The organism is Thiothrix caldifontis, assembly GCF_900107695.1.
GTDB classification, from domain to species: Bacteria; Pseudomonadota; Gammaproteobacteria; order Thiotrichales; family Thiotrichaceae; genus Thiothrix; species Thiothrix caldifontis.
In genome coordinates this window covers 1-21438 of sequence record NZ_FNQP01000011.1, presented here as the reverse complement: position 1 = coordinate 21438, position 21438 = coordinate 1, and the positions used below count along the sequence as shown (strand labels likewise).

General features: G+C 51.5%; 22 protein-coding genes. 10 read left to right on the top strand and 12 right to left on the bottom strand.

What is annotated here, in order from left to right; genetic code table 11:
• Nucleotides 1–6: 6 nt before the first annotated feature.
• The 5 genes from BLV87_RS10385 to BLV87_RS10365 all read left to right on the top strand — a co-directional run bounded on the left by BLV87_RS10385 (nt 7) and on the right by BLV87_RS10365 (nt 4643).
• Nucleotides 7–624 carry a hypothetical protein gene (locus BLV87_RS10385; protein WP_093068415.1) on the top strand — a complete coding sequence of 206 codons (618 nt, stop codon included), beginning with the start codon at nt 7–9 and terminating at the stop codon, nt 622–624.
• Entirely contained in the window at nt 621–2000 is a 1380-nt protein-coding gene (locus BLV87_RS10380) for a M48 family metalloprotease (protein WP_093068412.1), read from the top strand. The genes BLV87_RS10385 and BLV87_RS10380 overlap by 4 nt, the downstream gene beginning before the upstream one ends.
• 401 nt (nt 2001–2401) lie before the next feature.
• Nucleotides 2402–2794, top strand: coding sequence for a DsrE family protein (locus BLV87_RS10375; RefSeq protein ID WP_093068409.1), 393 nt, complete (start codon nt 2402–2404; stop codon nt 2792–2794).
• Between the two features lie 122 nt (nt 2795–2916).
• On the top strand, nt 2917–4398 hold the full coding sequence (locus BLV87_RS10370; RefSeq protein WP_093068406.1) for a S1C family serine protease: 1482 nt from the start codon (nt 2917–2919) through the stop codon (nt 4396–4398).
• A complete protein-coding gene (locus BLV87_RS10365) occupies nt 4395–4643 on the top strand; it encodes a hypothetical protein (protein WP_093068403.1) in 249 nt (82 codons plus the stop codon). The genes BLV87_RS10370 and BLV87_RS10365 overlap by 4 nt, the downstream gene beginning before the upstream one ends.
• Here BLV87_RS10365 and BLV87_RS10360 read toward each other — a convergent pair.
• From BLV87_RS10360 to BLV87_RS10315, 10 genes are all read right to left on the bottom strand, one after another.
• Complete coding sequence (locus BLV87_RS10360; RefSeq protein ID WP_217629981.1) at nt 4640–5818, bottom strand: O-succinylhomoserine sulfhydrylase; 1179 nt, start codon at nt 5816–5818, stop codon at nt 4640–4642. The genes BLV87_RS10365 and BLV87_RS10360 overlap by 4 nt on opposite strands.
• A 6-nt stretch (nt 5819–5824) precedes the next feature.
• Nucleotides 5825–6439: a L,D-transpeptidase gene (locus BLV87_RS10355; protein ID WP_093068683.1), complete on the bottom strand. Its 615-nt coding sequence runs from the start codon at nt 6437–6439 to the stop codon at nt 5825–5827.
• A gap of 13 nt (nt 6440–6452) precedes the next feature.
• On the bottom strand, nt 6453–7958 hold the full coding sequence (gene purF, locus BLV87_RS10350; protein ID WP_093068398.1) for an amidophosphoribosyltransferase: 1506 nt from the start codon (nt 7956–7958) through the stop codon (nt 6453–6455).
• A gap of 114 nt (nt 7959–8072) precedes the next feature.
• Entirely contained in the window at nt 8073–8588 is a 516-nt protein-coding gene (locus BLV87_RS10345; protein ID WP_093068396.1) for a CvpA family protein, read from the bottom strand.
• A 7-nt stretch (nt 8589–8595) separates the two neighbouring features.
• Complete coding sequence (locus BLV87_RS10340) at nt 8596–9666, bottom strand: SPOR domain-containing protein (protein WP_093068393.1); 1071 nt, start codon at nt 9664–9666, stop codon at nt 8596–8598.
• A gap of 60 nt (nt 9667–9726) precedes the next feature.
• Nucleotides 9727–10959, bottom strand: coding sequence for a bifunctional tetrahydrofolate synthase/dihydrofolate synthase (gene folC, locus BLV87_RS10335; protein ID WP_093068390.1), 1233 nt, complete (start codon nt 10957–10959; stop codon nt 9727–9729).
• The gene (gene accD, locus BLV87_RS10330) at nt 10956–11852 is read right to left on the bottom strand and encodes an acetyl-CoA carboxylase, carboxyltransferase subunit beta (protein WP_093068388.1); all 897 of its coding nucleotides are present in this window, start codon (nt 11850–11852) and stop codon (nt 10956–10958) included. The genes folC and accD overlap by 4 nt, the downstream gene beginning before the upstream one ends.
• Before the next feature lie 21 nt (nt 11853–11873).
• A complete protein-coding gene (gene trpA, locus BLV87_RS10325; RefSeq protein ID WP_093068385.1) occupies nt 11874–12677 on the bottom strand; it encodes a tryptophan synthase subunit alpha in 804 nt (267 codons plus the stop codon).
• The gene (gene trpB / locus BLV87_RS10320) at nt 12674–13858 is read right to left on the bottom strand and encodes a tryptophan synthase subunit beta (RefSeq protein ID WP_175517910.1); all 1185 of its coding nucleotides are present in this window, start codon (nt 13856–13858) and stop codon (nt 12674–12676) included. Before trpB ends, trpA begins: the two co-directional genes overlap by 4 nt.
• 111 nt (nt 13859–13969) lie before the next feature.
• Nucleotides 13970–14395, bottom strand: coding sequence for a YqaA family protein (locus BLV87_RS10315; RefSeq protein ID WP_093068681.1), 426 nt, complete (start codon nt 14393–14395; stop codon nt 13970–13972).
• A gap of 93 nt (nt 14396–14488) precedes the next feature.
• Here BLV87_RS10315 and BLV87_RS10310 point away from each other — a divergent pair, with 93 nt between their 5' ends.
• Both BLV87_RS10310 and BLV87_RS10305 read left to right on the top strand, forming a co-directional pair.
• Nucleotides 14489–15724: an ATP-grasp domain-containing protein gene (locus tag BLV87_RS10310; protein WP_093068378.1), complete on the top strand. Its 1236-nt coding sequence runs from the start codon at nt 14489–14491 to the stop codon at nt 15722–15724.
• A gap of 14 nt (nt 15725–15738) precedes the next feature.
• Nucleotides 15739–16554, top strand: a complete 816-nt coding sequence (locus BLV87_RS10305) for an N-formylglutamate amidohydrolase (RefSeq protein WP_093068375.1) — start codon at nt 15739–15741, stop codon at nt 16552–16554.
• A 28-nt stretch (nt 16555–16582) separates the two neighbouring features.
• On the opposite strand, the gene BLV87_RS10300 is transcribed toward BLV87_RS10305, so the two are convergent.
• Together BLV87_RS10300 and phaE are read right to left on the bottom strand one after the other, a co-directional pair.
• A complete protein-coding gene (locus tag BLV87_RS10300; RefSeq protein ID WP_093068373.1) occupies nt 16583–17644 on the bottom strand; it encodes a class III poly(R)-hydroxyalkanoic acid synthase subunit PhaC in 1062 nt (353 codons plus the stop codon).
• Between the two features lie 29 nt (nt 17645–17673).
• Nucleotides 17674–18786: a class III poly(R)-hydroxyalkanoic acid synthase subunit PhaE gene (phaE, locus tag BLV87_RS10295; RefSeq protein WP_175517908.1), complete on the bottom strand. Its 1113-nt coding sequence runs from the start codon at nt 18784–18786 to the stop codon at nt 17674–17676.
• A gap of 189 nt (nt 18787–18975) precedes the next feature.
• Between phaE and BLV87_RS10290 the strand changes: the two genes are divergently transcribed.
• The 3 genes from BLV87_RS10290 to BLV87_RS19360 all read left to right on the top strand — a co-directional run bounded on the left by BLV87_RS10290 (nt 18976) and on the right by BLV87_RS19360 (nt 21368).
• Complete coding sequence (locus BLV87_RS10290) at nt 18976–20160, top strand: acetyl-CoA C-acetyltransferase (RefSeq protein WP_093068367.1); 1185 nt, start codon at nt 18976–18978, stop codon at nt 20158–20160.
• An 81-nt stretch (nt 20161–20241) separates the two neighbouring features.
• Nucleotides 20242–20970, top strand: coding sequence for an acetoacetyl-CoA reductase (gene phbB / locus BLV87_RS10285; RefSeq protein WP_093068364.1), 729 nt, complete (start codon nt 20242–20244; stop codon nt 20968–20970).
• Between the two features lie 239 nt (nt 20971–21209).
• Entirely contained in the window at nt 21210–21368 is a 159-nt protein-coding gene (locus BLV87_RS19360) for a hypothetical protein (protein ID WP_175517813.1), read from the top strand.
• The last annotated feature ends 70 nt before the right edge of the window (nt 21369–21438 follow it).

Below are 21438 nucleotides of genomic sequence, written 5' to 3'. Positions count from 1 at the left end.
TATGTTATGGAAGAGTTTGCCCTACGGATAGCGGAACGGATACTGGGTGTATTGATTGGTGGGTTTGCCGTTTATCTAGGCTATCGTCTATTTATTGAACTACCTATACAGACAGACAGTTCGGGCAAAGTCATCCTACCGGGAGGCGTGAGCATCTACCTCAGCCGTATCGGCCCCGGCGTATTTTTCGCGCTATTTGGTGCCATGATTGTGGGTGCATCGCTCCTCAGCAAAATTGAGCTAGTATCACACGAATCCCGCACCACCCAAGATACCGCTGGCAATACAACGGCTTTCAACAAAACCCAAGAGATACGTGGAATGGCGTCTGGAACGCCTGGAACAGCTTCAGAGCAGGCGAGAATGATGACCGAAGCACGTACACAAATTTACACCCTGAATGTTGACTGGGTGAAAGCACTGCGTCCTGATTTACATGCAGATGACCGTAAAATACTGGATCTTGCTCATGATTACAGTAAGCAAAAAATATTGCGGGCCATTTGGCAAGACCGCTGGGGATCGTTCACAACGTTTGAACAATGGGTCAATAACGGGGCGACACTCCCACCGCCAGACGAGCTAACTGAACCTGCCGAAATCTACGGCGCTGGTACATCATGAAATGGCTGAGCTGGGTTGCCGCCGCCACTGCGTGCGCTATCATCGTACCGTTAGTCATGGCTAAGAAAACACCGGAAGATCGCTGGCAAGGATTCTATAGCAAGGCAACCTTGGAACAGACTGCCGCACGCTCCACCCCCGATATTCGCGCTATATTGGTGGACGATATTCCCAAAATACTGACTGCCGAACAACGCACCCGTTTGTCAGGTGTCAGCATTGAATTCCCTTTGGAATCCCCCGAACACATCGCTAACTTTTTCTCCGATCCCAAGAGTAAGCGGGTTGTCATGCCCGTTTCGAGCATCAGGTTTCTACGGGATATTGCCGTGGCTTATGCATGGTTAAACGTTAAGGGTTATGACATCCAACCCGTTAGCGATTACCTTGCCCTGATCAAATACCAGTGGCCTGACTCGTTACAGAACACCGCTCATACACCCTTGGAGACTCTTGGTATTCCTGCCAATGCCTTAGATGAAACGGCAGTGGCAGAACGTTTTCAGTCATTGTTTGGCAGCATGATCGTCTTCATTTTGGGGCATGAATTAGGGCATATCTACCACCAACATCCTGGGTATGATGCCACATCACTGAGCCAATCCAAACGTTTGGAACAAGATGCCGATGCCTTTGCGTTAGGCATCATGCAGCAAATGGGAGAAGCACCAACAGGGGCAAGTTTCTATTTCTTTGTGCTAGCGCATTTAGAGCCTTTTGTTGGGGATAGCGATTTCAACCAACATCAAGCCAATCGCACCCATCCCTTAAACCCACCGCGCATTGCGGCAATAGCGGGCAATATTAAGCAAAATGCGGCACGTTTTGCCGCAGGTTCGACTAACCGCAAACAAACCTTGGCGGCATTGGCCACCGTCAGTGATGAGTTAGGCAACATGAGTTGCCCGCCGCCACTATCAACGAAAGAGAGACACACCGTGAGCTGCCTGCTGGGTGATGAGGGGGTGCAAGCCGCGCTGCGCAAAATCGGACTTTCCACCCGCGTGGATATGTTGCAACCCCGCCGGGTCGGTGAGTTAGCGAAGTTGCCTGGTGAAGATTCGGCAGTAGCGGCTATTTTCAGTGGCATATTTGTAGGTGAGTGGATAGATGAAAAGGCGGTGGGCTTGAATACCAAAATGGTTTTGACCCGCAACGGTGATACCGTCACCGGCACGTATACCGTAGGGCTAGGTGCCGTAACCCTAGAAGGTAAAGTGCAGGGTAATGATCTCGAATACACATGGCGCTGGGGGGATGATTATTTTGGGCAAGGCAAACTCTCCAGCCAACAACAAGGAAAAACCCTCACGGGAACATGGGGCTATACCAAAGCAACCACAGGAGGTGGCACATGGCAGTTAACCCAACAGTAAGGGTTGCCACAACTTTTGAAGTGGGAGGGAAGGGGAAGATCACCACTTGAATTTGTTGTGCATCTTTCCTGCCTTTCTTCATATTTTGAGATAAGGTAGCAACGCAAACGTCGGCACATAATTTATCTGATTCATTGCTAGATAATAGCCTTCCACCATCACCCCGTACTTTACAGGATGGTGCACCGGCATATTCAACTGCATAACGCTCTATGATTGCTCACTCTTAACACTAGTAGTACAGATTCAGGCTACACACACAAAAACTTGCATCTGATAAACCACCCTATTGGACTGACCCAGCCACCTTAGTAGTACGAAAGTAGCATTGCCCATTCTTGCCACCCCACTACCATTAAGGTTATTCAATTCCAGATTTTATTTAACCGCGAGAAACCACCATGGATAATTATCTTGCCCCGCGCCACTGCGTAGTCATCCTCACCACCGGTAACGAAGATGCGGGCAAACGCGCCACCCTCGCATTTTCAGCCGCCTGTTCGGCCATCGCCATGGATATGAATTCGCACGTTTTTCTGGTTGGGGATGGCAGCTTTTGGGCTTACGAAGGTCACACGCACGGCATCCATGCCCCCGGATTTCCCCCGCTCGAAGAATTGGTCAGTAACTATTTAGAACTTGAAGGGAAACTATACATTTGTTCCGCCTGTGATCAGGTATGCAGCTTATTACCGGCTAAAAATCACCTGCCAACCAAACGCGCAGGCGTAGAACCGCGCGGTTTGGCCAGTGTTTTGCACTACACCATTAACGGTTCTGCCATCACGTTTTAAGGATCACTCCCATGAGTTGCCTATCAGCACCTGTATGCACTTTCTGTCCACAGGAGTCTACTAAGGTTCACGTGAATGCTGGTATGATAACAACCATTCAAGGACGAATGGCGGGGCAATAAATGTTAAACATTAAGATACTACGGAATAAAAAACGCCCGTTCTTTTACACCTTACTCATCCTCTTCGGCATGGTGTATCCGCTAACCTCCCCTGCTGATGCGATAGCCACGCCAGACCCTGCGGCCTCAGTGGTCGAAATCACCGTCCATACCCGCCAATACGATACAGCTTCCCCCTGGAATACAACCTCGAAAAGCTGGATTGCCACTGGCTTTATTGTCGAAGGCAAACGCATCCTCACCACCGCACAACTGGTCGGCAATGCGGTTTATATCAGCATTCGCCCCCACGATAGTCCTAAAACGTTTGAAGCTGAAGTAGACAGCATTTCGCACGAAGTAAACCTTGCGCTGTTGACCCTTAAGGATGAAACCTTTTTCGACAAACACCCCCCGTTACCATTGGGTGATTTACCCAAGCCGGAAGATAAAGTCAGCCTGTATGGCTATCCGGTAGGTGGCAACAAGCTCAGCATTACGACAGGTATAGTGTCGCGTATCGAATACCAAACCTACACCCACAGCGGCCTCACCTTTCAAGCGATACAAGTGGATGCCGATATTTACAGTGGCAGTCTGGGTAGCCCTGCACTGGTAGCTGGCAAAGTCATCGGTATCGTCTCCGAAATTGCCCCGGAAATTGCCAAAACCACTACCCAAAATATCGGCTACCTGATCCCCACGGCACGCATCAAACAGTTACTCGAAGACCTTCGCGACGGCACACTCGATGGCATCCCTGAATTATGGGTAGACTACCAATTCATTACCAACCCCACTCACAAACAATACTACCGCCTGACGCCCGACCAGAACGGCATTCTGATTAACCAGCTCTGCGCCAATAGCGATGCCGCCCTCTTACTCTTGCCCGGTGATGTCATCACTGCTATTGACGGCAAACCCATCACCGAAACCAACTTTATTCAAACCAATGGCAAGCAGTACAGTAATTTTCAAAGCCACATCGACTTGCATCAATTGAATGATATTGTGAGTCTCGATATTATTCGTAGCGGCAAACGCATTAACCAAAACCTCGAATTGAACAAAAAATCGTTAGCAAAAAACCTCAAGGAAAGTTCAGCGCGTTACTTCATTTTTGGTGGTTTTGTCTTCCTAGCCAGCCGTAAACTGCCCGAATGTGTGCCCGCCACCGAAGAAGAAACCGGCGCACCACCCATCGAAGCCGACACCGTGCAAATCGTGCAAGTGCTTCCTGCGGCGAGTAATATTGGTTTTCATGATGTCGCCCCCATGACCCTTAGTACCGTCAATGGTGAAACCTTCAGTAGCTGGACATATTTTCAATCTTTAGTCAAAGATGGCTCACAAAAAACCATTGTATTGGAAAATGAAACCGGCTATCAGGTAGTCATTAATCGTCAACTGGCAGAAAAGGAACATGATGCTTTGTTAGAGAAATACCGTATCCCCACGGCAAAACCTGACGATCCGGCTGAAGAAGAGGCTGAACCATGAGCTGTATACTCCCCCCCGTTTGTGTATTTTGTCAGCATTTTCTGGAAGATGACCCTGACCGAGAATGCCAAGCCTTTGTGGAAATACCCGCAGCCATTATGGATGGCAAATGCGACCACACCGAGCCTTACCCCGGTGATAACGGCTATCGCTTCCGCTTGGTTCCTGAAGAATTAGAGACTTTTTTAGAACTGAACGAGGTCAGGCGGGAATTTAAACTCCCCACCTTCCGCCTACCCGATTAAGCTAAATCCAGCCCGCGCTTAAGGTCACGCTGAATATCATGGATACTTTCCAACCCTACTGATAGACGCACCAAACCTGCGGCAATACCTGCTTGCGCTTTTTGCTCTGGCGTCAACCTACCGTGCGTTGTGGTAGCAGGATGCGTAATCGTGGTTTTGGTATCTCCCAAATTCGCTGTAATCGATAGCATTTGCGTTGCGTCAATCACTTTCCAAGCCGCCTCTTGCCCGCCTTTCACGACAAATGACACAATTCCACCGAAACCACTTTGTTGTTGCTGCGCCAATACATGCTGTGGGTGCGATACCAAACCGGGGTAATATACTTGTTCAACAGCAGGGTGATTTTCTAGCCATTGTGCAAGCTGCATAGCATTATCACAGTGTGCTCGCATACGCAATGCCAGTGTTTCTATGCCTTTCAGGAATATCCATGCATTAAAGGGACTCATCGTCACACCACCATTACGTAAGACCCCAAAAATATCCCGACCTACGCGCTCCTTATCACCAACGACAGCCCCCCCCAAAGCACGCCCTTGCCCATCCAAATACTTAGTGGCAGAGTGCACCACAATATCCGCTCCCAACGCCAGCGGACGTTGCAACGCAGGTGTGCAAAAACAATTATCGACCACCAGCAGACTACCATTCCCATGCGCCAAATCCGCTAAGGCACGAATATCAACAATCTCCGTTAGCGGATTAGCAGGAGTTTCAACAAACAGCAAGCGTGTATTCGGTTGCAAGGCTGCCTCCCACGCTGCCATATCTGTTAAATCAACAAAACTGAAAGTGATACCAAATTTGCCAATGATGTTTTGTAACAATAACGTGGTTGTACCGAAGACAGCACGAGAACACACGACATGATCTCCTGCCTTCAACAACCCCAACATCACCGCCAAAATCGCAGACATGCCCGACGAAGTAGCCACACAGCTTTCACCACCCTCTAACGCCGCGAGGCGTTCCTGAAAATAGCGCACCGTTGGGTTGGTGAAACGTGCATAGATATTCCCAGGTTCAGTACCACCGAAACGCGCAGCAGCTTCCGCTGCACTGCTGAACACAAAGCTGGAAGTCGGAAAGATTGCTTCCGAATGCTCACCTTCGTTGGTACGCACATGACCGGCACGCACTGCCAGCGTTTCAAAGTCCCATTCGTTCTGAATCAACGCCTATCCCTCGCGTTTTTGGGTAATCACCACCAAAGTGTCTTCATCCACCCGGTTAAACAAATCAATCACATCCTGATTGCGCATCCGAATGCAACCGTGTGAGGCGGGGTTGCCTAGCCTGCCTTCTTCGTCCGTGCCGTGAATGTAAATGTAACGTTCATACGAATCCACATTACCGCCTTTATTAAGACCCGGCTCCAAGCCATCCAACCACAAAATGCGGGTGGTAACATTATCAGCCGTACTGCGCTCATCCGCACCGGTAAGAATCTGCGCAATACGCCCACTGTTTTGACGGGCTTTGAAGATTGTTCCTAACGGCGCACCATCACCCAATTTTTGTGCCACACGGTGTACGCCTAACGGAGTTTGCTGGCTTCCCTTCGCACTCCCCACACCATTGGTGGCAGTGGAAATCACCCACTCGCTGACGGCCTGACCGTTTTCGATCAAAAACAGTTTCTGGGCTGTCGCATCGACAACTAACACACGTGCTGCCGAATAGGTCGGGAAACGCTGTGAAACATCCGCAATAATCGGCGCAAACCGCTGATTACCACCGGTATCTGCGCTGGGTGCGGGGATATTCAGCGGTAAGCTATCGGGTTCAGCCATCACCAAACCGCTGTTAATCACTGTTGCAAATATCAATGGCAGCCATATTTTTTTCGCGTTTTGTTTGTTCTGCGTCATTACGTAAAGCCTCTAGTTCAGCAAAATAGTCACCGTTTTCACCCGTGGCGTAATGCCCAGTGAAAACGGAACAGTCAAAATCTTTCAAGCGCGGGTTGCCTTTACTCACTGCTGCAATCAAATCTTCCAGTGGTAAATACACCAAGCGATCAACCCCAATCGCTTGCCCTACTTCCTCTTCGGTACGCCCGTGCGCAATAAGTTCCTTGGCAGCGGGCATATCAATCCCGTAAATATTGGGAAACTTGATCGGCGGCGACACAGAAGCAAAATACACTTTTCGCGCCCCTGCGTCGCGTGCCATTTGCACAATCTCGCCGGAAGTTGTACCACGCACAATCGAATCATCCACCAACATCACGTTTTTGCCTTTGAATTCTAAGGCTAAGGGGTTGAGTTTCTGGCGTACCGATTTTTTGCGCTTGGCTTGCCCCGGCATAATAAAGGTGCGCCCAATGTAGCGGTTCTTGATAAAGCCTTCGCGATACGGCACACCCAAGGTATAAGCCATTTCCAGCGCAGAGGTACGGCTAGTGTCAGGAATGGGGATTACCACATCAATGTCATTATCCGGCCAGTCACGCATCACCATTTCTGCCATTTTGCGCCCCATGCGCATCCGTGCTTTGTGCACGAATACATTGTCGATAATCGAATCAGGGCGGGCAAAGTACACGTATTCAAAGATACAGGTGCTATAACGCGGGTTCTTGGCACATTGGCGCGTAAATACCTGACCATCGGGGCGGATGAAAATTGCCTCACCCGGCTCAATATCGCGCACTAAACGGTAGCCCTGCACATCCAATGCCACACTTTCGGAGGCTAACATGAATTCTTTACCATGCGGTGTTTCACGTACCCCGTAAACCAACGGACGAATACCATTCGGGTCGCGGAAACCCACCAAACCATCACGAGTCAACATAGCAACAACCGCATACGCACCCTTGCAACGGCGATGCACACCTTCGACTGCTGAAAAAATATCTTCAGGGCGTACATGCAACGCATCTTGACGCAGCAACTCCTGCGCAAAGACATTCAACAGAATTTCAGAATCGGACTCCGTATTAATTTGACGGCGATCTTGCCGGTATAATTCTTTCTTCAGCACATGGGCATTGGTGAGATTGCCATTGTGCGCCAAAGAAATACCATAAGGGCTATTCACATAAAACGGCTGGGCTTCAGCAGAAGACGATGACCCCGCCGTTGGGTAACGCACATGCCCTATCCCCATATTACCTTGTAACATCGCCATATGACGTTCATTGAAAACGTCTTTCACCAAACCGTTATCACGACGTAAATACAATTTTCTGCCATCACTGGTCACAATTCCTGCGGCATCCTGTCCACGGTGTTGTAAAACCGTCAGGCCATCATAAATTGCCTGATTAACAGGTTCATGGCCGATAATCCCGATAATTCCGCACATAACAAGCCTTCCGGTGAAACGAAAACGTCATATTCTAACCCCGTCAAAACAAAACAGCCATGCACGATTAAGCGCATGGCTGCATGATTCACCCGCTATTTTTCAGACAACCCTCTACGGCTTACTCGGAAAAATACCAGGCAGCTCTTCCGGGAGCTTATTAGGGATCATTTCCTTCAAAGCCTCGGCACTATCCTCAAACCACGGCATCAACCGTGAATCTGCCCACCAAGCTTCTTTGGAATAATGCCCCACTGCACTAAACAACAGTACTAACAAGGTAACAATCAAACCACCCCGTACAATACCGAAAGCACCACCCAACAGATAATCAATTCCTCCCAAACCGACGGAAGAAACCGCCGCGCTGAGTAAGTGGTTAATAATAGAACCGACAATCAACACACCGAGAAAAATAATAACGAAAGCGATAACGACTTGTCCGAGCTTACCCTGCCCTTCAAAAGGTACATGCACCGCCAATTTCTCATAGTAAAAAAAGGCAAATGCAGCGGCAGCCAACCACGTTATCAGGGAAAAAGCTTCCCTGACAAACCCCCTAATCAAACCAATAATAGCCGATAGGACAATCAAGACAATAATGCTTATATCCAGAATATCTGCTGTCATGGATTGATTACTTGCTGCTAGTCACAAAACTGCCTTGAATGGCTGAATTTTGCTTGTAACGAGACTTCATCTTAGCTTGAGCAGCTTCAGCAGCGGCACGATCAGCAAAACCCGTTACATTCACACGGTAAATAGCCTTACCCCCCACATTTGCAGTAGAAACGGATACCTTGTAACCGTCCGCTTTGAGAGGAGACGCTGTTGCATCCGCTTTCGCTTTATCTGAGCTGGCTAAGACCTGAATAGAGAAAGCACCACTCCCCGCTGTTGTCGCAGCACCCGCATTCGCCAACGCTAAAGACTTATCAGCCGCTGCTTTTTCCTCGGCAGCTTTCTTAATAGCCGCTGCTTTTTCCTCAGCAGCCTTCTTAATAGCAGCCGCTTTTTCTTCGGCAGCTTTCTTAGCAGCAGCACTTGCTTCAGAAGTCGCACGAGGCACTGGCTTTTCATTAACCAGAACAACGTTAGACGTTGGCTTTTTTACTTCAGGTGCAGCAGCACTGGCAGCAGGCTTATCTTTCTGAGAAGCAGAAGCCGTTGCAGAACTGGCTTTGGTTTCAGTCGCAGGTGCTGGAGTAGTTGCTGCTTGCTGGGCAGGAGCTGCCGGAGCCTGAGTAGTCGCGGCTTTCGCATCACCAGTACCCATGCTGCCAGTGCCGTCTTTTACTTTACCGTCCGTATCAACAACATCACGCACCTCACCACCAGTCCCTGGGCGCACCTCAAAACCCGTGGTATTCGGCGCAGTTTCGGGCAACTTGACATCAACCCCTGGAATCAACGTAGTGCCACCAGCTTGTTGAGCCGTGCCAGTACCTTGTTGTTGCGTAACATCAATACCTGCACCTTGTTGCTGGGCAGCAGCATTGGGGTCATCACCAACAATTGTAGGTTTTTGCTCATCACCACCCACTCCAGGAAACCCTAAAATAGGCTTCGTTTCTGCCGATTGATTCATGGCAAGATCTTGCTGACCGTCACGGTTTTTGCCTTTCAGCAACCATGCCAATAGCAATGCGGCAACGAGTACCAGCACGACTGCGCCAATCATACGTTTGGTTGTAGCCTTGTTATCCATTTAATCCACTGCTCCTTTACATTGTGACACTCAAAAACTATTGATTGGCATTGTTAGCCATTAATGCTTCACCAGCCCCGTCGGGGAAACGGCTACTTCTAGCATACCGGATACTACCAGAAAAGAGCCGAAGGCCACTACTCTGTCTTGTTTTTCTGTACTTAAACGTACAGCATCCCAAGCAATCTGAAAATCAGCGTGAGTAACAATAGGCTGCTCCACACGGTTGGCACGCATAAGCCCAACTAACGCATCATTGCTGATAGCCCGATGGCTCGGTAATGCCACCACATGCCATTCATCCACCTGCGCCGCCATGATTTTCAGCACTCCGGCAATATCCTTATCTGCAAGTATAGAAAAAATTGCAAATGTTTTGCCGTTTACTGGATTTTTTTTCAACCATGCCGCTAATTCATTGGCCGCATGGGGATTATGCGCCACATCAAGAATGACTACTGGCTCGGCTAGAATACGCTGCATCCGCCCCATGAGACTCACGCTGGCTAAACCTTCAGCGATTGCAGCGGGGGTAACGGGTAATTTATCCGCTAATTGTTGTAAGGCGGTGACGACAACCGCCGCATTTTGGCGCTGGACATCCCCCACCAGTGCAGGCTGTGGCACATGCTCTGCGCTGAAATCCTGCCCGAATTGCAACAAATTCGCCCCGATACGCGCTGCTTCACTCGCAATGCTGGCGGGTGGCTGCGAGTCGCCGCAAACCACCGGCTTACCAGCCCGCATAATGCCGGATTTTTCGTAACCGATGGCTTCGCGGGTACTGCCCAGCCATTCCACGTGATCAATGCCAATGCTGGTGATAACCGCGACATCGGCATCCCACAGATTGCACGCATCCAAACGCCCGCCCAGCCCGACTTCCAACACAATCACGTCAACCTTAGCTTGCAAAAAACACCACACCGCCGCCAGTGTGCCGAATTCAAAGTAGGTCAGATCAATGTCATCACGCGCCTTATCAATGGCAGCGAAAGCTGCACAAATATCCGCATTCCTCACGGGCACGCCATTCAACGCAATGCGTTCGTTGTAGCGCAATAAATGCGGGGAAGTGTACGTGCCAACATTATAGCCTTGCAGCAGCAAAATCCGCGTCAACATCGCACAAGTGGAACCTTTGCCATTCGTCCCCCCCACCGTCAGCAGTGGCACGGGTAATTGCAGCAAGCCCATACGCCCGGCAACGCAACGAATCCGCTCCAACCCCAGCTTGATTTCGGTCAGGAATTGCGTTTCTTGCCAACGCAACCAATCATCGAGCGTCTTCAAGCAGCATCCAATACCGTGGTGTTAATCGGGCAAGGTTTATGCTGCATAATGGATACCAAATCAGCAACCGTTTCGCGCATATCCCGGCGATGCACGATCATGTCAATCGCACCTTTTTCTTGCAGGAACTCACTGCGCTGGAAACCTTCCGGCAGTTTTTCACGCACCGTTTGTTCAATCACACGCGGCCCCGCAAAGCCGATCAAGGCTTTCGGCTCACCAATGTGAATATCGCCCAACATCGCAAAACTCGCCGACACACCTCCCATCGTGGGGTCAGTCAGCACCGAAATAAACGGCACACCTTTATCACTCAAGCGCGTCAACACCGCACTGGTTTTGGACATTTGCATCAAGGAAAACAGCGCTTCCTGCATCCGCGCCCCGCCACTCGCCGCAAAGCAAATATAAGGAATCTTGTTCGCCATCGCCGCTTCTGCACCACGTACAAAGCGCTCGCCAACCACCGAACCCATCGAACCGCCCATGAAACGAAAATCGAACGCTGCTGCCACCAACGGCACACCCAACACCGTGCCTTTCATCACGATCAGCGCGTCTTTCTCACCCGTCTCTTTCTGGGCTGCAATCAAGCGATCCTTGTATTTTTTGGTATCGCGGAATTTCAACATATCGGTCGGAGCAACATTCGCACCAATTTCTTCACGCCCTTGCGGGTCGAGAAACACCTCCAAGCGCCGCCGCCCGGACAGGCGCATGTGATGGTTGCACTTAGGACAAACATCCAGATTGCGCTCCAATTCCGCCCGGTACAACACCGCTTGGCAGGCGGGGCATTGATGCCACAGCCCTTCTGGAATGGACTTCTTTTCGGTGTTAGTAACATCGGTACGGATGCGTGATGGCAGACGCAGTTTTTCAAACCAGCTCATGTATTTTGTTTACCCCTAAGTTCAAGCATCCAGCGCGGTACGCATGGAAGCCAGCAAGTCACTGATGTTATTCATGATAGCAGTATGGTCGTCAGGTGTCGCTTCGATCTGTTTGATCACGGCACTACCGACTACCACGGCATCGGCTGTTTTCGCGACGGCGGCGGCGGTTGCCGCATCTTTAATGCCGAAACCTACGCCCAATGGCAGGTCAGTGTGTTGACGGATTTTGGCGATATGGTCGGCAACTTGCCCAACATCCAGCGTGCTTGCACCCGTCACGCCTTTCAGCGAGACGTAGTAAATGAAGCCGCCGCCTGCTTGCGCCACAGTCGCTATGCGGCGTTCTGGCGTGGTCGGCGACAACAGGAAAATCGGATCAATGCCATGTTCACGGAACAAAGGCAATACACCCATACCCTCTTCTGGCGGCAAGTCTACTGTCAGTGCACCGTCCACACCTGCTGCTTGTGCTGCTTTGGCAAATTCGGCGTAACCCATGATTTCAATCGGGTTCAAATAGCCCATTAGCACCACTGGGGTGGTGGTATCGGTTTGGCGGAATTCTGCCACCATGCCGAGGATGTCGTGCAAGCTGGTGTTGTGCAGCAAAGCACGTTCGTGCGCTTGCTGGATCGTCGGGCCGTCCGCCATCGGGTCGGAAAACGGCACGCCAAGTTCGATAATGTTTGCACCGGCTGCCACCATGCGATGCATCAGCGGCACGGTGATCGACGGATGCGGGTCGCCCGCCGTCACGTAAGGAATCAATGCGGTTTTGCCCTGCGCTTTGAGGGCAGCGAAACAAGCGGCGATGCGACTCATAGCGTAATGCCCTCCAGCCGTGCAATGGTGTTGATGTCTTTGTCGCCACGCCCGGAAAGGTTGACGATAATGCTTTGGTCTTTAGACATGGTAGGCGCAAGTTTCATCGCGTAAGCCAGCGCGTGGCTGCTTTCCAACGCGGGGATAATGCCTTCTATGCGGGTTAAGGCGTGGAAACCTTGCATGGCTTCCGCATCCGTCACTGATACGTAGTTGGCACGACCGATGTCCTTCAACCAAGCGTGTTCGGGGCCGACACCGGGGTAGTCCAATCCGGCGGAAATCGAATGGGTTTCGATGATTTGCCCGTTGGTGTCTTCCATTAAATAAGTGCGGTTGCCGTGCAATACACCCGGTTTGCCTGCACACAAGGGGGCAGCGTGTTTGCCGGTTGCAAGGCCATCGCCACCTGCTTCTACGCCGTAAATGGCGACGGATTCATCCGCGAGGAAGGGGTGGAACAAGCCAATAGCGTTAGAACCACCGCCGACACAAGCCACCAACGCATCTGGCAAACGCCCTTCCTGCTCCAGAATTTGCTCACGCGCTTCGCGCCCGATCACGGATTGGAAATCGCGCACCATTGCGGGATAGGGGTGGGGGCCTGCGACTGTGCCGATAATATAAAAGGTGTCATCGACGTTTGTTACCCAGTCGCGCATCGCTTCGTTGAGCGCGTCTTTGAGGGTTTTTGAGCCGGAGGTGACTGGGACAACGGTTGCGCCCAGCAATTTCATGCGAAACACGTTGGGGGCTTGGCGTTGCACGTCTTCCGCACCCATGTAGACGATGCATTCCAAACCTAAGCGGGCGGCGATGGTGGCAGAGGCTACGCCGTGCTGACCCGCGCCAGTTTCAGCGATAATGCGCGTCTTGCCCATGAATTTGGCGAGCAAGGCTTGACCGATGGTGTTGTTGATCTTGTGTGCGCCGGTGTGGTTCAGGTCTTCGCGCTTGAGGTAAATTTTTGCACCGCCAAGTTCGCGTGTCCAACGTTCTGCCAGATACAATGGGCTGGGACGACCAACATAGTATTTAAGGTCGCGGTCGAATTCGGCTTGAAAGGCTGGGTCGTTTTTAAGCTTTTCGTAGGCTTGTTCGAGTTCGTAGATGGGTTCCATTAGCGTTTCTGCGACGAAACGCCCGCCGTATACGCCAAAATGCCCGGCTTTATCCGGCATGGCGTTCCAGTTATATTCGCTGAATTTCACGTTACCGCGCTCCTACGTAGACGATCGTAAAAACGGGGTAACTTAGCATAAGTGGTAAAACCTAGCTATGTTACAATCGAGCTATCTGAATAAGAGAAACGCCCATGCCAACACCCCGTACCGCCCTCCTTTCGCCACTGCCACCACCAGCACAAACGGCAGCAAGCGCATTCGCATCACCCCCGCCACCACCGTCAGCGGATCACCGATGACCGGCAACCAACTCAACAACAACACCCCCCACCCATAACGCTGAAACCACTGTTGCGCCCGTGCCAAGCTTGCCGCTTTCACCGGAAACCAGCGTTTACTCTGAAAATGTTCCAGATAACGCCCCAACCACCAGTTAATCACCGATCCCAGCGTATTGCCCAACGTCGCCACCACCAGTAACAGCCACAGCACTGCCTCCCCCTGAAGCATCAAACTCACCAGCAAGGCTTCCGATTGCGCGGGAATCAGCGTAGCCGCCAACAGTGCCGATAAGAAAAGCAGAAGGTATGACATCATTTTCCCATCAAACCACACAATATTGTCATACGCCAGCAACAATCACCTGCTAGATTAATAGGTTTACCGCCGCCCCCGGAGTAAACCACCATGCTCGAACGCTATACAGGCTGCACCGTCAGCGAGGCTTACGCCACCGGCAGTAACGGCATCCACATGCCGCGCTACCCCTACTACGCCGCGTATGACTTGCCGGGCGAATGCCATTACTACTACCGCCGTTCGGTGCAATACCTGACCTGCCAGACAGCGCGTTTCCTGCTCATTGGCGGCGAAGCCACCACCCTGGTGAAAGAGGGCGTGGTGGATTTCAGCCAAGATTTGACCCCTTGGTGGCACGGCTTTTTCCAGGAACATTTCGGCAAGCAAATGGGCGAGGTGGTGCGTTACGCAGGCGGGCATAGCTATCTGGAATACCTCGGCAACCACCCGCAATCAAAACTGGTCGTGCCACACCCCTACCCCGCCGACCAGATTGCCAGCGACCATTACTATCTGGAAAACCCGGAACTGATCGTGCAACTCAACGACAAGGGGCGCATGGCAGACATTTCCTCGCATTGCATCCCCTATGAGGTCTATGATGCCGCTACCTTTGCAGGCAAAACTTGGCGGGAACATTGGGAATTGCCCTTCGTCATCAAGCTGGCAGCCCCATCCGGCGGTGGCGATGGCGTGGCGATTTGCCAGACTGAAGCGGATGTGCAAGCCGCGCAAGAACGTTTCGGCGGGCATCGGGTCAAGGTTGAACATTTCATCGGCGGTTACTTAGCCAATTACAACCTCAATCTGCACGTTGACCGTGACGGCACGATCCGTTTCATTGGCGGCTCGGAACAGCGGATTTCCGCCAGCGCCCGCTACGAAGGCAATTTCATTGACCTTTGCTGGCATCCCTCCCCCGAACTCGAAGCCATCGCGGTTGAAATTGCCCGCAATGCCGCAAACCTGGGCTGGTTTGGGGTGTGCGGGCTGGACGTGATCAAAGCCGCCGACGACAAACTGTATTTCATCGACCCCAATTTCCGCCTCAACGGGTCGACCCCGTTCCACTTTATCCGCGAACATTTCCTCACGCATTTCCAGCGCCCCAATCTGGAAACCGGCTATTTTTGCTACCCCGGCAATCCGCTGGCCTTTTTGGACGCATTCCTCCCCGAAATCGAGAAAAAAGTCCTCATGCCGGTTGGTTTGTATTACGACCCTCGTTATGATCAGAAGACGCGGGTTTATTTGGCACAAGTGACCGAAAATGACGTGGATGCCCATGTCAGCCTGCGTGACACGTTGGCACAGCGCGGGCTGCTGCCGGGGATTCACTTATAATTGACGCAGCACACATGGAAATTGACCAACCCTTCCAATACATCGAGGGGGAAAGCCCTGTTTTACTGGAATTACCGCATGGCGGTCACTTGACCCCGGATGAGGTCAAACCTTACTTGCACCCCAAGTTCACGCCCGGCGACCGCCGCGAAGATGCCGATGAATTTTCCGACGCACTCTACCTTGATTTACCCAGCAACCCGCACGTACTGCGCTTCCGGCTATGGCGTGCCCATGCCGACCCCAACCGCCGCCACGACGATTTCAGTGCGGATGGTGTGGTCAAAACGCATACCAGCCAAGGCGTGAAGATTTACCAATCCGAACGTGGAATGCCGGAAACCGTGCGGCAAGCGGTCATTGAACGCTATGTCATGCCACACCAACGGAAAATGGTGGAATTGCTGGCGAATCCACAGATTAAACAAGTGCTGTTCTGCCACACCATGCCGGGGATTGGCACGAGTGTTTCCAAAGACCGGGGCAATTTGCGCCCGCTGTTCATGTTTGGCAACGGTGGCGACCTGCACGGCAAGCCACACCATAATTGCTATGCGAGTAAAAAGATCTTAGAGCTGATGTCCAGCATTATTGAAGACCATTTCCACGAATTGGATGTCGGTTTCAACTTTTGTGACGTAATCCGCTGCAACAACCCGTATTCAGGGATTAACTCGCTGGGGCGTTTCACTTGTGAACAATTCAAGGGCAAACACCCGTTCACGCTGGAAATTAATCGTGATTTATTGTTGCACAACCCCGAAAACATCATTCCGGTGCGGCACATTATCGACCTGATCGTGCAGGAATTGGCTGCGGGGCAAGCCTAAGCCTACCCGCTGCCGCTACAACTTGCGTTTAACTACGCGCTGTCAACCACTCGCCAATCGCGGGTGGAATGGTTTTTTGCGCTTTGCCACTGACGTAAATACCGATATGACCGCCTTTGAAAGACAGTTCGGTGTAATCGCTGCTGCCCGTAGCACCCTTCAACGCGCGTGATGCATCAGGCGGAACCAGATGATCCTGTTCAGCAAAGATATTCAGCACGGGGGCTGTTACGTTTTTCAGGTCAATCGTGTAATTGCCGATCTGCACTTCACCTTTCAGCAATTTGTTTTGCTGGAAGAAATCCTTGATGAATTGGCGGAAAGTTTCGCCCGCCTGGTCAGGGCTGTCGAAAATCCACTTTTCCATGCGCATGAAGTTTTTCAGGGTTTGGCTATCACCCATCACATCCACCATGCCGAGGTATTTCTGCCCCATTAGCTGGTAAGGCTTGAGGTTGAGGAATGTCCAGTTAAGCATTTCGCCGGGGATATTGCCGATGGTATCGACCAGTTGGTCAATGTCGATGTTTTGCACCCAGTGGCTCAGCATATTATCCGGCGTTTGGTAATCGACTGGCGTCACCATTGTGACCAGATTTTTGACCTTTTCAGGATGCATGGCGCTGTAACACAGGCTAAATGCACCGCCTTGGCAAATCCCTAACAGGTTAACGGCATCAACGTTATGCCGCGCACGGATTTCATCCACACAATTATCGAGATAACCGTTGAGGTAATCGTCGATGGTCAGGTAACGGTCAGACGCATCCGGGTAGCCCCAGTCGATTAAATACACATCCTGACCCGCATCCAGCAAACCTTTGATGGTGGAACGGTTTTCCTGAATATCGGTCATGTAAGGGCGGTTTACCAGCGCGTACACAATCAGCATCGGTACTTTATTGGTCGGCTCAGTCGTGCCGGTGTAATGCAGCAATTTGAGCTTGTCTTCGGTGTAAACGACTTCAAACGGGGTAACGCCTGAAGAAATCTCGCCGACTTCCATCAGATTGGTCATACCCTGCGCGAGTTTTTCATTGAAGGTTTTTACTTCGTTCAGAATTTCGTCTGGACGCATTTGAAACGGCATGTTCGTTCTCCTTGAATATCCAGTGCAGGTTAGGCGTTCTTGGTGCTGGCGCTAGGGGTTTTGGGTTTCGCGGCTGCCTTGGGTTTCGGTGCGGCAGGCGCGGCGGGCGGAGCGGTGTTCTGTACGGCAGCTAACGCATCCACTTTGCGGGACAGTTCTTGTAACTGCTTGCGTAAGGTGCGGTTTTCGCGGCGCATTTCTTGCTGCTTTTCAAACGCCGCATTCAAGTCTTTACGGGTTGGCAAGTTTGCCGACTCATACACACTGTCCAACTCCGCATTGATGCCTTGTTTAAGTGCCATCAGCGCATTCACTAAATCGCCGTAAACCACTTGGTATTCATCTGTCATGGCAAACTTGGCGTAAACCTGTTCGTTGACATCCACCCACAAATCGTAAAGTTCACGCAAGGAATTGATTTTCTTGCCTTCACTGCGCAAAGTATTGACACGCTCACGCAACGCTTGCACGGACTCAATACCCTGCTTGGCAAACGCTTTTAAGTAGTCATCCATCGCTTCTTGGTAGTTTGCACCCAATTTTGCCAAGGCTTGCAAACGTTCTTGCGATTCACGGTTATAACCCACGGCTGGCGTCCCCAGCACCTTATTGAGCTGTTCACTCCAGTTCTCAGACGTCGGCATGTGGAAACCGCCTGCCCCCATTTGTTGGAAAGCTTGCATCCCCATGCTGCCCAATACCCGTTGCCAGCTATCCAAAGCCGCTTGCCCTACCCCAAAACCATGGGCAGTGAACTTCCCCATTTCGAGCTGACCACAGCATTGGCGGAAACCCGTTTCCATGGCATCCATCCACGCATTCATGGCATCGGTGCCATTGCTGCCGGTTTGCTGCACCTTGTAAGCATTTTCGGCAAGGTTCATGTAAACCTTGCCCATTTCAACCATACGCTGGAAGGCATCGGTAGACGCGCCGGGAACAGTGTGCGGGCTAACGGCTTTCCACCATTGCTCCAGCCCTTGTGTCCAAGCAGGTGCAGCACCGAAACCCGAACCAAAGCCAGCGCCAAAATTCGGCACAGCTTGTGGCTGACCCATTTTGGAAAGATCCGACCACGCATTCCAATAACGCTGCTGCGCATCAGACCAGTTTTTCATCATTTCTTCCGACCAATCTGCCATTACAGTACCCATCCTCCGCGTATAAAAATATTGCCTTCCAAGAGCTTACCATGCTATTTTGTGCGTCGCAACAATGTTGACAGTGTGGTACTTTTACGACTTGCCAAAGCCACACCTGTCGGCTTATTGTTGACACCCTACAGATATACCACAGAATTTGTGACATTTTATACCCTAGGAGAACGTTTCATGCGCGAAGATATTGTGATCGTAGCCGCTGGCAGAACTGCACTTGGTACTTTTGGTGGCTCACTATCCGCCATTCCTGCTTCTGAACTCGGTGCAACCGTCATTAAAGGCTTGCTGGAACGTTCTGGCCTGAAACCTGAGCAAATCAACGAAGTCATTCTGGGTCAGGTATTGACCGCTGGTGTGGGTCAAAATCCGGCACGTCAAACCGTGCTGTCTGCTGGCTTGCCTGTTGAAGTTCCCGCCATGACCATTAACAAGGTTTGCGGCAGCGGTCTGAAAGCAGTGCATCTGGCGTATCAAGCGGTTGCTTGTGGCGACGCTGACATCGTAATCGCGGGCGGTCAGGAAACCATGAGTGCTTCTGCGCACGTCCTGCCTAATTCACGCAACGGTCAGAAAATGGGCGACTGGAAAATGGTCGACACCATGATCAAAGACGGTTTGTGGTGCGCTTTTAACGATTGCCACATGGGGATCACAGCGGAAAACATCGCTGCGCAATACGGTTTCAGCCGTGAAGCGCAAGACGAATTCGCCGCCAGTTCACAGCAAAAAACCGAAGCGGCACAAAACGCAGGCGTGTTTGACAATGAAATCATCCCCGTGGTGATTCCACAGCGCAAAGGCGACCCTCTGGTGTTTGCCAAGGATGAATTCCCCCGCGCTGGCACAACAGCGGCTTCCCTTGGCAAATTGCGCCCTGCATTCAAGAAAGACGGCTCAGTCACAGCGGGTAATGCTTCCGGTATTAACGACGGTGCAGCGGCTGTGATAGTGATGACAGCATCCAAAGCGGCTGAACTGGGCTTAACCCCTATGGCACGCATTGTGAGCTTCTCCAGCGCGGGCGTTGATCCGGCAATCATGGGCACTGGCCCAATCCCTGCTACTACCAAGTGCTTGGAAAAAGCAGGCTGGAGCGTGGCGGATCTCGACCTGATTGAAGCCAACGAAGCCTTCGCAGCCCAAGCGATGTCGGTTAACGAAAGCCTCGGCTTTGATCTGAGCAAGGTTAACATCAGCGGCGGCGCGATTGCGCTGGGTCATCCGATTGGTGCTTCCGGCGCTCGCGTGCTGGTGACATTGCTGCACGGCATGAAGCGCACTGGCGCGAAAAAAGGTCTGGCAACACTGTGTATCGGTGGTGGTCAGGGTGTGGCAATGGCAGTTGAAGCGGTTTAAAGACCCCCTTCCCCAGCCCTTCCCCCGTAAAGGGGGCAGGGAGTAAGAGACAGAATACATTACATTGAGGAGTATAGATTTATGAGTAAAGTTGCACTGGTAACAGGCGGTACTGGCGGTATTGGTAACGCGATTTGCAAGCAGTTCGCTGCTGACGGTTACAAAGTTGTCACCACCTATTTCGAGCCGGAAGAGCAAGCCAAAGCATGGCAAGCTAAACAAGATTATGACGTTGCCATCTACCCTTGCGATGTCAGCAGCTATGACGATTGCGCGAAACTGAAAGAATCCGTGCTTGCGGATTTCGGTCAGGTTGACATTATCGTTAACTGTGCGGGCATTACCCGTGACGCCACCTTCAAGAAAATTACCCCGGCGCATTGGGCTGCGGTCATGAAAACCAACTTGGATAGCGTATTCAATGTCACGCACCAGTTCGTGAACGAAATGGCTGAACGTGGCTTTGGGCGCGTCATCAACATTTCTTCCATCAACGGTCAGAAAGGTCAGTTTGGTCAAACCAACTACAGCGCAGCAAAAGCCGGTGTACACGGTTTCACCATGGCACTGGCACAAGAAGTGGCACGCAAGGGCGTGACCATCAACACCTTGTCACCGGGTTACATCGCGACTGAAATGGTCATGGCAATCGCAGAAGACGTGCGTAACAAAATCATCGCGCAAATCCCAGTAGGCCGTTTGGGTACACCAGAAGAAATGGCGGCAATCGTTTCTTTCTTGGCATCCGATAAAGCGGGCTTCATCACCGGTGCGAACATCTCCGCTAACGGCGGTCAGTTCATTCACTAAAGATTACCCCCCATCCCCGACCCTTCCCCCGCAAGGGGTGAAGGGAGCAAGAAAGAAGATTTTGTCCCCTCCACCCCTTGCGGGGGGAGGGTTAGGGAGGGGGGTCTTCCCGCTATTCCCTATACGCATCAACTTTAAGCCCTCCATTCCCTAACTTGCTGTAATCTCATCCAATTATTAGGTTTTTTCCTCCGTTTGTTTTGTCGGCAAGCGGTTGAAGAAGCGAAGAGTTTTGCCAGTTGCTTGAGGCATTTTATCAAGCTGCGTCGCTCAGCGATGCAGGCGGCAAGATGGGAAGCCTGTTCCTGAATGGCTTGAACACCTTTGGTGAGGCTGCGCTGGGGTATTTCCCACAATCCGGTGAGCATGATCCAGTGTTGGATGAGGATAATCAGTAATTTGACGTAGATTTCACACAAAATTCGCCATACGTTGGCACTTCTGGAAACCGCGAGGCGACTTTGACTT